Raw genomic sequence first — 13,791 nt, 5'->3', positions numbered from 1 at the left:
ATAAAGACTGACATGCTAGCTCTGCTTATCGCTGGCATCCGCGGCGGATCTCGCAGGCTCGGTGCGCTCGACAATACTGATAATGTCGCCGTTAGCAACGCGGGTACGCATTTCGTCGCCTTTGGATACTGCGGCAATATCGGTAACCGCCCGCTCATCTTTTAATGAGATACTGTAGCCTCTGGCCAGAGTTGAGAGTGGACTGACGGAATTGAGCAGCTGTACCTGATGGGCAAGCTGGTGACGGGCTTGTTTTACCTGCTGAGCCATTGCACGCTGGTTTCGCAGTGAGAGATCGTCTAAGCGTTCGTTAAGCACCGCCAGTTTGCGCTGCGGATTTTGCTGCGTCAGTCTGGCAACAGTATGTTGTGTTCGCTGTCGTAACTGCGTCAGTTTTCTCTGCATTGCCTGAGTAAGCGCTATCTGTATACGATCCAGCGTCTGCGCCTGATGACCGATACGTGTTGCCGGGTGTTGCGCAGTTAACCGCTGATGTTGTTGTTGCCAGCGGTGACGTGCAGTGTCCCGGTGCCTTTGCCAGGCGCGCATTAATCGCTGACGCGTTTGCACAATGTGTTGTGTGAGTCCGGACACATCCTGACTTAACTGCTCAGCAGCTGCTGATGGGGTAGGGGCGCGCATATCGGCAACGAAATCGGCAATGGTCACGTCCACTTCGTGACCCACAGCACTAACAATAGGAAGCTGCGACTCGGCGACGGTGCGGGCCAGCATCTCGTCGTTAAAGCACCATAGATCCTCAAGCGACCCACCTCCACGGGTAAGCAGGATGACGTCCACTTCGTGACGGCGATTAGCCGTGTGAATGGCATTGATCAACTGCTGTGGCGCGGTTTCTCCCTGCACCATGGAAGGGTACACAATCACACGCGTTGCCGGACTACGTCGTTTAAGTACCGATAAAACATCATGAAGCGCCGCGCCACTGGCAGAGGTGATGACACCAATCGTATTGATATTTTCTGGTAACGGGCGCTTGCGGGCAGGGTCGAACAACCCTTCACTGTGCAATTTCATTTTCAGGGCGTCGAATGCCTGCTTTAACCTGCCTTCACCGTCGCTTTCCATGTGCTCAACAACCAGTTGGTAGTCGCCGCGGGGCTCGTATAAACCCACCGAGGCGCGAACCAGAATTTTATCGCCTTCTTTTGGCCGCTGCTGGACGCGTCGGTTAGCTCCCTTGAACATAGCAGCGCGCACCTGCGCTTTATTATCTTTTAACGTGAAGTACCAGTGGCCTGATGCCGCAGCCACAAAATTAGAGACTTCGGCGGATAACCATACCAGTCCAATCTCGCTCTCCAGAATGGTTCGGGACAGGCGATTGAGTTTAGAAACAGTCAGAATTTGTCTTGTTGTGCCGGGGTTTGTCGTTATCATTCGAAAAAAAGCTCGTGATCCATGGAAATAGAGTTTACCTGAATTATAAAAAACACTACAATTGCGCCGCAATTAACCCTCAACTCAACAGGTGTTGTTGCATGCTCCGAATCGTCCAAGAAGCCCTTACTTTTGATGATGTGTTGCTGGTTCCTGGCCACTCATCCGTTCTCCCCCATACTGCCAGCCTGAAAACGCGCCTGACGCGCGAAGTGACGCTGAATATTCCGATGGTATCCGCTGCGATGGATACGGTATCTGAAGCCCGCTTGGCAATTGCACTCGCGCAGGAAGGCGGTATTGGATTCATTCACAAGAATATGCGTCCGGAAGATCAGGCAGCCCACGTACTGGAAGTGAAAAAGTACGAAAGTGGCGTAGTGTCTGATCCGGTTACCGTGAGCAAGGATGCAACGATTGGTGAAGTGCTTAGCCTGAGTAAAAAGCTTGGCTATTCAGGCTTCCCGGTCACTGACAAAGACAATAACCTGATTGGTATCGTGACTGGCCGTGATCTGCGGTTTGAGAAACGTCTTGAACTGACTATCGATCGCGTGATGACCAAAAAGGACGATTTGGTTACGGTTAAAGAAGGCGCAAGCTCTGAAGAAGTGCTTGAGCTGATGCACGAACACCGCATTGAGAAAATTCTGGTTGTTGACGACGCCTTTAAGCTGTCTGGCCTGATCACGGTAAAAGACTTCCAGAAAGCTGAAAACAAACCTAACGCATGTAAAGACTCGCTGGGTCGCTTGCGTGTTGGTGCGGCTGTTGGCGTAGGCCCGGGTACCGATGAGCGTATCGCGCTGCTGGTCGAGGCGGGTGTGGATGTGCTGCTGATTGATACCTCGCACGGTCACTCTGAAGGGGTTATCGAACGTGTGAAAACGGTTCGCAAAAACTATCCGGTATTGCAAATCATTGCTGGTAACGTTGCCACCGCTGCAGGTGCCAAAGCGCTGGCAGATGCAGGTGTTGATGCAGTGAAAGTGGGCATTGGTCCTGGGTCAATTTGTACCACGCGTATTGTTACCGGCTGCGGCGTTCCACAAATTTCAGCAGTAGCCGATGCGGTGGACGCACTGGAAGGCACAGGCATTCCGGTTATCGCAGATGGCGGTATCCGCTTCTCGGGTGATATCGCAAAAGCACTGGCAGCAGGCGCGGCCTGCGTGATGGTTGGTAGCATGCTGGCCGGAACCGAAGAAGCACCCGGTGAAGTCGAGCTGTATCAGGGACGTTACTACAAGTCGTACCGAGGTATGGGCTCGTTAGGGGCGATGAATCAAAACCACGGTTCATCAGATCGCTACTTCCAGGAGTCTAACAACGCCGAAAAGCTGGTGCCGGAAGGTATTGAAGGCCGCGTTGCCTATAAAGGCCCGATTGCGACCATCATTCACCAGCAAATGGGCGGACTGCGTTCGGCCATGGGCCTGACCGGTTGCGCGACTATTGAAGAGCTGAATACCAAAGCACAGTTTGTGCGTGTGACGTCGGCAGGTATGGGTGAATCTCATGTTCACGATGTGAGCATCACCAAAGAAGCACCTAACTACCGACTGGGCTAAACGCTCACCCCTTACCTTTAGCAGGCTGGTTTTCACCAGCCTCTTTTGTTTATTTATTTACAGGTAACGCCATGACCACAAATATTCATGAACAACGTATTCTTATTCTGGACTTTGGTTCTCAATACACGCAGTTAATTGCACGTCGGGTGCGTGAAATTGGCGTGTACTGTGAGCTGTGGGCATGGGATGTCACTGAAGCACAAATTCGCGAATTCAATCCGCAGGGGATTATTTTGTCTGGTGGGCCTGAGTCGGTACCGGAAGAAGGGTCACCCCGCGCGCCAGAATATGTTTTTGAGGCCGGTGTGCCAGTGTTAGGGGTATGTTATGGCATGCAAACCATGGCCCACCAGCTGGGCGGTGGCGTTTTGGGTTCTGATAAGCGCGAGTTTGGTTACGCCCAGGTTGAAGTGATCAAACCCAGCCCATTTCTTACCCACATCGAAGATGCCATTGGCGAAAACGGTAATGCCTTGCTGGATGTGTGGATGAGCCATGGTGATAAAGTGTCAGCCATTCCTGAAGGCTTTGAGACCATCGCGCAAACCGCATCGTGCCCGCACGCCGCAATGTATAACGAAGAAAAGCAGTTTTATGGCGTGCAGTTCCACCCGGAAGTCACGCACACCCGTCAGGGGCTGCGCATGCTAACCCATTTCGTAATGGATGTGTGTGGTTGTGAAAAGCTGTGGACGCCAGGCGCCATTATTGAAGATGCGGTTGCCCGCATTAAAGAGCAGGTGGGCGATGAGGAAGTGGTGCTGGGATTATCCGGCGGCGTTGACTCTTCCGTTACTGCCATGTTGCTGCACCGAGCTATTGGTAAAAACCTTACCTGCGTGTTTGTGGACAACGGCTTGCTTCGTTTACATGAGGGCGAGCAGGTGATGGAGATGTTTGGTGATCATTTTGGTCTGAACATTATCAAAATTGACGCTGAAGACCGTTTCCTGGCGAGACTGGCTGGCATCGAAGATCCAGAGTTAAAACGCAAAGCTATCGGTAATGAATTTGTGCACGTGTTTGACGAAGAGGCCGGAAAGCTGACCAACGCCAAATGGCTGGCACAGGGCACCATTTATCCGGATGTCATCGAGTCAGCAGGCTCTGCCACCGGCAAAGCGCACGTTATTAAATCGCACCACAATGTTGGCGGTCTGCCGGAAGAAATGAATTTAGGTCTGGTTGAGCCGCTGCGCGAACTGTTTAAAGATGAAGTGCGCAAGATTGGTCTGGAACTGGGTTTGCCTTACGACATGCTATACCGCCATCCGTTCCCGGGTCCGGGTCTGGGCGTTCGCGTATTGGGCGAAATCAAGAAAGAGTACTGCGACTTGCTACGTCGTGCCGATGCTATCTTTATTGAAGAGCTACATGCCGCAGACCTGTATCATAAAGTCAGTCAGGCGTTTACCGTATTCTTGCCCGTACGCTCGGTCGGTGTGATGGGCGATGCCCGTAAATACGACTGGGTGGTGTCCCTGCGTGCTGTGGAAACCATTGATTTCATGACTGCACACTGGGCGCATTTACCCTACGATTTCTTAGGTAAGGTATCCAACCGCATTATCAACGAGGTCAATGGAATCTCCCGTGTGGTTTACGATATCTCCGGTAAGCCACCCGCGACGATTGAGTGGGAATAAGTGAAGACAGGATAAAGCTGGCGGTGATCTACGACGCCTCTGTTGGTGGTCTAGCACTAGCCAGTTGTTACGCTCATTAACTGGAGAGTATTTATATAGTGACAGGTTATTGTAGCTACATTTAACTCGTTAACGCTCACCCTATAGGGTCTGGAGAACACTTCTTAAGGCCCTCATTTCCCCTGATTATTCGCCTTTTAGTGTCAATAAATTTTACATTTATTTTACATGGCTTTTTAATTTTTTGATTATTCAAGGTGTTATTTTTTGGCACTGCATATGCATTTTTTGTTTTGGCATGTTTTGCGGTTATGTCACCATCAAATATGCATTGAGGAATTAATATGAAAATTAAAAAGGCATTACCGCTTTTCATTTTTACAGTTAGTTCGTTACAGGCTCAGGCGAGTCTTATCTCCAGCGCAGGCACGTTTTTCGATACGGATATTGCTTACGCCGGAGTTGGCGGGTTACGCGGAAATGGAAGTGGAGATATAACGTTATCAGGTACGTCAGGAACGATATCGCAAGCGTATCTTTATTGGCATGGTCCCACTAATTCAACCGACCCGACGTTCAATGCCAGCGCATTGTTTAATGGCACCAGCATTGTTGGTAACAGTATCGGTTTTTCTGATGACAATTTTTGGTCGCAGGATAATAGTCAGGCTTACAGAGCTGATGTTACAAGTCTAATCTCAGGTGATGGTACCTATAATCTGTCGGGACTAAGTCCTAACAATACCAATGGTGCCTCCCTTGTGGTTTATTACGATGATGGCGATGACAGTAACAATACCGATGTGGTGTCGTTTGAAGGAAACGATGCAAACTTTGACAACATATATGACCCGTTGGGTTGGGACACCACGTTGTCAGGAATTAATTACGCATCGGGAGCGGCCAGTTTGTTACTCGGCATTTCAGATGGGCAGAGTTTTGTTGATGGGCTGTTTAGTATCAACGGGTCAGTGGTCAACATTGACTTCGATGGTCTTACGGTACCTGCGACGCCAGGCTCTACTGTTACAAACGGTGCTTTGTGGGATCTGTTTGAGATTGACATAACCTCCTATCTGACAGTTGGACTGAACTCGCTAAATATCACTTATACAGGCGGTAACGATGCGTTAAGTGCGATTCATTATCAGGTTATTTTGCCGGCTGGGGCTGCGCCAGACCAACCTGATGATAACGTTGAAGTTTCCTCTCCCACTACATTGGCTATTTTTACGATGGCTCTTGCGGGACTGGTAATTCGCCATCGCAGGAAATAGGGTTTCTTCCTTGCCAGAACTTAGCGTTAAAAGGCAGCGTCATCGCTGCCTTTTTCAATTGCGTGTTTTAGATTCGCCATCGGATTTTCGCGTTTGAGACAAGCGATGACTGCGGTGTAGTGGCGCAAACAACCCTGCTACAGACCCTATACTATTTGACGCATCACCAAGTGATTTGTCTCAAGAGCCGATCATTTTACTGTCTCAGCGTGTATAACAATCATCATTAGTTCTATCTCAAACTGTTAATACGGGTAATCTAAGGAGTTTTGTATGCTCGCAGTAGGCTATAAGCAGGCGTCTCCTGAGCTTCGTCAAGGTTCATTTCAATCTTTTAATATTGCCAAACCGGCGCCGGCCGGCCGCGATTTGCTGGTGAAAGTGAATGCGGTATCGGTGAATCCAGTTGATACGAAAGTTAGAAAGTCCGCCAGTCCCGAGGCTGATGAATTCAAGGTTTTAGGTTGGGACGCAGTGGGTATCGTCGAGGCCACCGGTAGCGAAGTCTCGCTATTTAAGCCCGGTGACAGAGTGTTTTACGCCGGAGATATTTCGCGTCAGGGAAGCAATGCGGAATATCAACTGGTAGATGAACGAATAGTGGGTCATGCACCAAAAAAACTGTCCGATGCAGAGGCAGCGGCACTGCCATTAACCACCATTACGGCGTGGGAGCTCTTGTTCTCCCGGCTGGAAGTCGCGCAGGACAAAAACGCTCCGCCAAAAACATTGTTGGTTGTTGCCGGTGCTGGTGGAGTAGGCTCGATTCTTATTCAACTGGCGCGTCAGCTAACGTCTGTGAAGATTATTGCTACTGCATCACGTCCTGAGACCCAGCGGTGGGTAAAAGACATGGGCGCGCATCATGTCGTCGATCATTCAAAGCCGATTGATGAGGAAATAGAGAACGCAAATCTCGGCCCGGTGGACTATGTCGCCAGTCTGAGTCACAGTGATAAACATTTTGAAGCATGCGTGAATGTATTGAGACCTCAGGGACGTTTTGCCCTTATTGATGATCCCGGCGTGCTGGATATCAGCCTGATGAAGAAAAAGAGTTTGTCACTGCACTGGGAGTTCATGTACACGCGCCCGCTTTTCAATACTGACGATATCCAAACTCAACATGACATCCTAAATCAGGCTGCCGAGCTTGCAGATAACGGCATTATCAGAACGACGCTTCAGCAGCGCCTGGGACAGCTTTCACCCGAAACGCTGTATGAAGCCCATCGTATTCTCGAATCCGGGAAGGCAATAGGTAAATTGGTCTTGGCGGGGCTTCACGATTAATCTGAGTATGCCTGTGCGAAGGGGCTTATTGTTACCAGAGCTCAAACGAGTGCAGGCCAGAGGCGAACAGTATTAATAACTTGCTTACTGGTTATCTGCAAATTGGAAATGCATAGAAAAAGAGCGCCGTTGGCGCTTTTTTTATGACTCGAACGAAGGTATAGAGAAAAATAACGGCGTATATGGCTTTATACGCAGGATGTCACGGCGTTGTCACAAAAATATCATTTAATACAAACGTTACTCAATCTGCCGTCTGCAAAGGTTATTTTCCGTGAATTATACCAGCATCAGCAAACTCGTTATGACGCCGGTCTTGGCCAGTTTGTTTCTTCTTGTACTGCTTAATACTGCTTCCATTTCTAAAGCCTTTTCGCTGCTGAACCACTTTGATGAACTTGAAAATACGCTGGTGCAGGCAGAACGGGATGTTAACGACGTGCTTAGTACGTTCAAAACACAGGTACAGGAATGGAAAAATGTATTACTGCGTGGACATAACGAGAATGATCGCCAGAAGTACTGGACGCGATTTCAGGAGCGTGAGGCAGACATCACCCGGGCCGTAAATGCGCTGCTTGCAGATGAAAATGTCAGCGAAAAAGCCAAACAGGACATCCGCGCGTTTTTGAAAGCCCATGCAGTCATGGCTGAAAAATACCGCGAAGGTTATCAGGCTTTTATTGACGCCGGATTCGATCCTAAAGTCGGCGACAGTGTTGTAAGGGGAATTGACCGCGAACCTGCTGAGCTCTTAAGTGACATTGCCAGTGAAATTGCTGGCCAGGCTACGGGCTCGTTCGACGCATTGCGAGATGATACACGAAGTACACTGTGGATGATTTTGCTGGCAGCGGTCGCTCTATCGGTACTCTCGGTGGTATATGTTATCTACCGCTTGCGTTCTCAGGTTATTGCACCTATCAAGCAAATAGCCTCAGCAATTTCTGATTTGTCAAAAAGCCGGTATGAAACGCCAATCACGTATCAGAGTCATCATGAACTAGGTGTGTTGGCCGACTCTGCGCGCTCGTTACAAACAAAATTGCAAAACTCGGTGTATCAGTTGCGCGAGGCCGAACAGGAGATGGGCACCGCGGTAACTACGCTGGGCGAAGTAAGCCAGTCAATACAGGGTGGAGCAGATGACCAACGAGAAGCATCTCAGGCCCTTGATACCAGTACCGACAAACTTCGGGAAATTGTACAAAGTCTGGTGGCGATAACTGACCAGGTGGCCGTTGCTACCAATAATTCGGAAAAGAACGTCGACAGTTGCTACGTCACCTTTGAAAAAGCCAACCAGGGTTTTAAGCAGCTGGAGAAAACGGTCTCAAGCTCAAGTGAGATTGTCAACGCGCTGCAGAGCCGAAGCGCGAATATTCTAAAAGTAGTGAATGTGATAAACGAAATTGCTGACCAGACCAACTTGCTGGCGCTAAACGCGGCAATTGAAGCAGCCAGAGCGGGAGAACATGGCAGAGGCTTTGCGGTGGTTGCTGACGAAGTTCGTGCATTGGCAGCAAAAACACAACAGTCGACAAAAGAAATTAATAATATCCTCAGCAGCTTTGAACAGGAAGCACGCGGCGCAGTGAGCGCGATGGATGAAGGCAAGCGCCTGTCAGAAACCAACGCAGCAGAAGCGCAGACTGCACTTGCTACGCTGAATCAGGTGGTAAAAGATATTCAGGAAACAGCCAGCGTAGTAGTAGCCCTGAACCGCGCTGCGGATGAGCAGGAAACGGTACTTGGCGATGTACAGGCGATTATCCGCAATGTTGTGGCGTCTTCTGAGCGATATCACGCTTTGTCGCAGCGCGATGATATTTCTGTTTCCATGCGCAACATGGCAAAGAATGTCGAAAAAGTGGTGCACAGCTTGACCCGTTAACAAGGCATTGAGAGTATTCATAACGGTCTGACATAACAGGCCGTTTTTTTTACTTAATGCAGCAGGTGTCATGATACCACTGGTTTTCCACCCTATTTACAGTCAACTGAATCTGCCTGTCCGGCACCGGTTTCCCATCGAAAAGTATCAGGGGATCCGCGATGCGCTTAGCGCGCGTGGCGCACCCGATAACTGGTTTCATCAGCCTCAGCCAATCGACAAACAGTTGCTGACGTCGGTGTACGACTCTGACTATATAATGCCCTTACTCGAAGGCACGCTGGATAAGAAAGCGATGCGCCGGATTGGTTTTCCCTGGTCGCAACAACTTATCGACAGAAGCCTGACAGCAGTGGGCGGAACCAGCCTGACCGCTAAGCTGGCGGTAAAGCATGGGTTGGCGCTGAACCTTACCGGCGGATATCACCACGCCTTCGATACCTTTGGTTCTGGCTTTTGCCTGTTTAACGATCTCTATCTTGCGGCCAGTAGCATGCTGTCAGAGCCTGATATCGACAGGGTGCTCATTATCGACTGTGATGTACACCAGGGCGATGGAACCGCGTGGCTGGCCAGGGGGGATGACCGCATTATTACTCTGTCTTTACATGGTGAAAAGAATTTTCCCCACCGCAAACAGCACTCCGATATTGATATCCCTCTGGAGAAAGGTACCGGTGATGCCGATTATCTTGAGGCGTTGGATGCGGCGCTGACGCTGGCTTGGCGATACCGGCCTGATGCGGTTATTTACGATGCGGGTGTGGATATTCACGTGAATGACGATCTTGGGCATTTGCAGATCACCACGTCAGGCATATTGCAAAGAGATAACATGGTACTGTCGTTATGCCGTCAGGCGGGCGTGCCCACAGCCTGCGTGATTGGGGGCGGTTACCAGCGCGATATCCCCGCGCTGGTGGATGTTCACTTACAGTTATATCGTGCGGCAGGCGTAATTGCCTAGGGAAGCAGCCTTTTATAAGAACATCAGCTGAAAGCCCAGCCCAATCCGCTCCTGTGAACGGTTGTAATCGATAAGTGAGTCGCCGTATCCATTAAAATACTGGAGGAGTATCTCGTAACGGTCAGAAAGCGGATAGGTAAGATTTAGCTGGATACTGCCGCGGTTATGTCCGAGATTTAAATTATTTCGCATCAGCGCAAGTAGTTTGAAATTGCCGATTTTTGTACCATAACCAAATTCCAGTCGCCCGTAATAATCCAGAATGTCTGGGTTGTCGTCGCCCGTTGGGTCGGTTGGGTCCACTTTTTCGTCTTCCGGTATTCGGTACCAGGTTTTCAGGTAGTAAAGATCATCATCGTCACTGAACAATACGGAGGCGAAAAGACGGTTCCAGCTTCGTGAGCGTATGCCACTCTGGCCGTTAGACATGTGGTTAAAGCCGACCTGTAGCGCGTTAAAATCGTAGCCTAAAAACGTGATATCGGCTTCCTGTTGCCAAAAAACTTCGGGCTCGTAGTTGGTCTCGCGAAAGGGTTTAGACACTTCACTGTTATACAACTGCCAAAAGGATGTCAGCGTAAACCCGAAGTACAGCCCATCCGCCTGTTCCCGCAGATAAAGGGGAAGTTTCACACTAAGTTGGAATTTTGCTTCCCGGTTGTCTACGGATTCTGGCGTGAGTTCACTATTCCCCAGAGAGTTAGGATTTGTCACATAACTGATGGGAAGAACATAGTTCTGGCGATGTTGTGTAATCGAAAACAGATTATTTAATGATTCTCGATCGGCTTCAAAACGTGAGCTGAGAATGCCTGGCGCTTTTTGTTGTTCGGCCTGCTGATTTACAGCAGGAGTGGCTTCCTGTGCAAAAGCACTCAAAGGAAGGCAAAACAAAACGGTGCAGGCGCACCATCGAAGAAAATGGCTCACTGGAATACTCCATGATAAAGCGTAAATAATTAAAGTTGCAGCGTTTGTCCTTCGGCTGCCGCGATCAGAGTGAGTGATGATTCTGCAACCTGAATGAATTGATTGCAATGTTCCACTACCGCGTCGATATCATCGTCGGTGCGTTCTGGATCGTGGCTGTATAGTGCCAAGCATTTGGCATTGCAAGCCATTGCCAGCTTCACCGCTTCTTCTGCAACGCTGTGTCCCCATCCCGATTTGGCGGGCATGTCCGCCACCATGTACTGCGCATCGTGAATGATGACGTCAGCGTCTCTGGCAAAATCGGCAAAGGTTAAGAAATCGGTTTCTTTCTTATAAGGCGGGTAAAGCTCATTGTCTGTAATATAAGCGATTTTAGTGTTGCCATCGTTAATGCAATAGGCACTACCTTTACCGGGGTGGTTCATTGGGAGTCGGCGGATGGTAGCGTTACCAATCTGCCAGCTATCCTGGCCATCGGGAATGATGTGTAAAGAGATATCCGAGGTTAATGCTTTGGCTGGAACCGGAAAAACAGAGCCCTGCATTTGCTGTAAAATCTGATCGTGTTCAGGGAGCGCCGTTTGTCCCGGATAAATAATAATGGGGCGGTCTTTTTGATATATCGGCGCGAAAAAAGGGAAGCCCTGAATATGATCCCAGTGATTGTGGGTTAGCAATAAGTGGATAGGGCTGTCTTTCTTAACCAGCTCGTTGCCCAGCAACCGTATTCCGGTACCGGCATCCAGAATGATGTCGGTACCGTCTGACAGGCTGACATGAACACAGGCGGTGTTGCCACCGTAACGGACGAACTCTGCACCCGGTGTGGGGATAGACCCTCTCACACCGTAAAACGTTACCTGCATGTCTCCTCCGTTACTTCCTGTTATCGGATAGGCCGTAGTTTAATTATAGCGCACCGATGTGCTCACAAACTGCGTCAATATCCAAGAGTTGCTTGTCACCTGTGCGTCGATTCTTATATTCCACCTGCTGATTGTCCAGGTTTCTTTCGCCAATCACGATACTGTGCGGGATGCCAATTAATTCCATATCATTGAACATCACGCCAGGGCGCTCTTTACGATCGTCGAACAACACTTCTACGCCCATCTCGGTCAGTTTCTGATAAAGGGCTTCTGCGGTATCTTTGATGCGTTGTGATTTATGCATATTCATTGGGATCAACGCTACCTTAAATGGCGCAATTGGATCTGGCCAGATGATCCCAAATTTGTCATGGTTTTGTTCAATCGCAGCGGCGACGATGCGAGATACACCGATTCCATAGCATCCCATCGTCAGTGTCTGATGCTTTCCGCTCTCGCTGAGTACGCCACAGTTCATAGCTTTAGAGTACTTGTCACCTAACTGAAAGATATGGCCCACTTCGATGCCGCGCTTGATTTCAATGGTACCATTGCCATCCGGGGCCGCATCACCGGCAACCACGTTGCGGATATCGACCGACTCTGGTGTGTTGTTCCAGTTTGCATTGATACGGAACGTATTGGACTCACCGGCACCACAGATAAAATCTGCCAGCACGGCGGCACTGTGATCGACAATCACCGGCAGATTACACGACAATGGATCTGCGGATACCGGGCTACAACCCAGCAGTTGCGTGGCCTTTTCTTCGCTAGCCTGGGTTAGCGGAGCGGCCACAAGAGGGTGCTTTTCGGCTTTGATGTCATTGAGCGTATGATCAGCGCGCAGAACCAGCGCTACCCAGTTTTCTTCGCCTTCTTCTGCCACGCCTTTTACCACAACGATTCTTACCGCGTCAGACGCTGATTTACCGTGTGTAGCGTAAAAATCATCCATTGAGCCAGATTCTTTTGTCACGATCTTCACAGCGTCGCCCGATGGCGTTTGTGGTTCAGGTGCAACAGCCTCTGCCATTTCCACGTTGGCTGCATATTCAGAGCTGTCTGAAAAGGCAATAGCGTCTTCACCTGATGCCGCTAAGACATGAAATTCGTGAGAAACGCTTCCGCCGATCGCGCCGGAGTCGGCGATAACGGCGCGATAATCCAGCCCCATACGTTCAAATATACGGCTGTATGCACCGTACATGGCGTCGTAGGTTTTCCCCAGGCACTCGTCATCAAGGTGAAAACTGTACGCGTCTTTCATGGTAAATTCACGGCCACGCATAATGCCAAACCGCGGACGCACTTCATCACGAAATTTGGTTTGGATTTGATAAAGGTTCAACGGTAGTTGTTTGTAACTGCTAACCTCATTGCGGACCAGAGAGGTGATGACCTCTTCATGGGTTGGACCCAGAACAAAATCACGGTTGTGGCGATCTTTAACACGCAGCAACTCAGGGCCGTACTCATCCCAGCGACCGGATTCTTCCCACAAATCGGCAGGCTGTACTACCGGCATCAACACTTCAATGCCACCGGCGCGATCCATTTCCTCTCGCACGATACCGGCGACCTTGTTCAACACACGCAGCCCGGACGGCAACCATGTATAAAGTCCTGAAGCCAGTTTCCGGATCATGCCGGCGCGCAGCATCAGCTGATGGCTGATGACTTCCGCTTCGGCTGGCGTTTCTTTTTGCGTCGACAGTAAGTATTGACTCGTGCGCATTACAACTAGCTTCCTTTAATTCGAATTTTTAATCCCGCGTATTCTAGCGGTTGTCGGCGGTCAACAAAAGCGAAAAACAGTGCGTTAGTGACCTGTCATTCTCTGTATGCGAATCGAACTGACTGCAGGGTTCAGATACGCGGTGATGTTTTTAGTCTATACCAGTGTGAACGCATGATCAGGTTATCGCTGGCAGCGG

General features: G+C 49.8%; 10 protein-coding genes. 6 read left to right on the top strand and 4 right to left on the bottom strand.

All coding sequences use genetic code 11. The annotated features are described in order from the left end of the window. Positions 1-15: 15 nt before the first annotated feature. Positions 16-1,401, bottom strand: a complete 1,386-nt coding sequence (xseA, locus tag ACLBLI_RS13100) for an exodeoxyribonuclease VII large subunit (RefSeq protein ID WP_414828039.1) — start codon at positions 1,399-1,401, stop codon at positions 16-18. Between the two features lie 101 nt (positions 1,402-1,502). Between xseA and guaB the strand changes: the two genes are divergently transcribed. From guaB to ACLBLI_RS13070, 6 genes are all read left to right on the top strand, one after another. After that, positions 1,503-2,972: an IMP dehydrogenase gene (gene guaB / locus ACLBLI_RS13095; protein WP_414828038.1), complete on the top strand. Its 1,470-nt coding sequence runs from the start codon at positions 1,503-1,505 to the stop codon at positions 2,970-2,972. 71 nt (positions 2,973-3,043) lie between these two features. After that, entirely contained in the window at positions 3,044-4,621 is a 1,578-nt protein-coding gene (gene guaA, locus ACLBLI_RS13090) for a glutamine-hydrolyzing GMP synthase (RefSeq protein WP_414828037.1), read from the top strand. Positions 4,622-4,965: 344 nt separating this feature from the next. Beyond that, positions 4,966-5,898, top strand: coding sequence for a hypothetical protein (locus ACLBLI_RS13085; protein WP_414828036.1), 933 nt, complete (start codon positions 4,966-4,968; stop codon positions 5,896-5,898). Positions 5,899-6,171: 273 nt separating this feature from the next. Further along, complete coding sequence (locus ACLBLI_RS13080; RefSeq protein ID WP_414828035.1) at positions 6,172-7,191, top strand: zinc-binding alcohol dehydrogenase family protein; 1,020 nt, start codon at positions 6,172-6,174, stop codon at positions 7,189-7,191. Between the two features lie 304 nt (positions 7,192-7,495). Continuing rightward, the gene (locus ACLBLI_RS13075) at positions 7,496-9,085 is read left to right on the top strand and encodes a methyl-accepting chemotaxis protein (protein ID WP_414828034.1); all 1,590 of its coding nucleotides are present in this window, start codon (positions 7,496-7,498) and stop codon (positions 9,083-9,085) included. A gap of 70 nt (positions 9,086-9,155) precedes the next feature. After that, positions 9,156-10,052, top strand: coding sequence for a histone deacetylase (locus tag ACLBLI_RS13070; RefSeq protein ID WP_414828033.1), 897 nt, complete (start codon positions 9,156-9,158; stop codon positions 10,050-10,052). A 12-nt stretch (positions 10,053-10,064) separates the two neighbouring features. On the opposite strand, the gene ACLBLI_RS13065 is transcribed toward ACLBLI_RS13070, so the two are convergent. The 3 genes from ACLBLI_RS13065 to ACLBLI_RS13055 are packed head-to-tail and all read right to left on the bottom strand — an operon-like array spanning position 10,065 to position 13,592. Then, positions 10,065-10,982 carry a phospholipase A gene (locus ACLBLI_RS13065; protein WP_414828032.1) on the bottom strand — a complete coding sequence of 306 codons (918 nt, stop codon included), beginning with the start codon at positions 10,980-10,982 and terminating at the stop codon, positions 10,065-10,067. Between the two features lie 29 nt (positions 10,983-11,011). Beyond that, a complete protein-coding gene (locus tag ACLBLI_RS13060; RefSeq protein ID WP_414828031.1) occupies positions 11,012-11,851 on the bottom strand; it encodes an MBL fold metallo-hydrolase in 840 nt (279 codons plus the stop codon). A gap of 43 nt (positions 11,852-11,894) precedes the next feature. Continuing rightward, entirely contained in the window at positions 11,895-13,592 is a 1,698-nt protein-coding gene (locus ACLBLI_RS13055) for a proline--tRNA ligase (protein ID WP_414828030.1), read from the bottom strand. Positions 13,593-13,791: the final 199 nt, after the last annotated feature.

It is taken from the genome of Alteromonas sp. H39, from assembly GCF_047556435.1.
Lineage (GTDB): Bacteria > Pseudomonadota > Gammaproteobacteria > Enterobacterales > Alteromonadaceae > Alteromonas.
Note: the sequence above shows the minus strand (reverse complement) of the source record. Positions and strands in the feature narration are given on the sequence as shown.

Bases quoted from the DNA above. Each gene is read 5' to 3' on its own strand.
- xseA (WP_414828039.1), bottom strand. From the start codon at position 1,401: ATGATAACGACAAACCCCGGCACAACAAGACAAATTCTGACTGTTTCT.
- guaB (WP_414828038.1), top strand. From the start codon at position 1,503: ATGCTCCGAATCGTCCAAGAAGCCCTTACTTTTGATGATGTGTTGCTG.
- guaA (WP_414828037.1), top strand. From the start codon at position 3,044: ATGACCACAAATATTCATGAACAACGTATTCTTATTCTGGACTTTGGT.
- ACLBLI_RS13085 (WP_414828036.1), top strand. From the start codon at position 4,966: ATGAAAATTAAAAAGGCATTACCGCTTTTCATTTTTACAGTTAGTTCG.
- ACLBLI_RS13080 (WP_414828035.1), top strand. From the start codon at position 6,172: ATGCTCGCAGTAGGCTATAAGCAGGCGTCTCCTGAGCTTCGTCAAGGT.
- ACLBLI_RS13075 (WP_414828034.1), top strand. From the start codon at position 7,496: ATGACGCCGGTCTTGGCCAGTTTGTTTCTTCTTGTACTGCTTAATACT.
- ACLBLI_RS13070 (WP_414828033.1), top strand. From the start codon at position 9,156: ATGATACCACTGGTTTTCCACCCTATTTACAGTCAACTGAATCTGCCT.
- ACLBLI_RS13060 (WP_414828031.1), bottom strand. From the start codon at position 11,851: ATGCAGGTAACGTTTTACGGTGTGAGAGGGTCTATCCCCACACCGGGT.
- ACLBLI_RS13055 (WP_414828030.1), bottom strand. From the start codon at position 13,592: ATGCGCACGAGTCAATACTTACTGTCGACGCAAAAAGAAACGCCAGCC.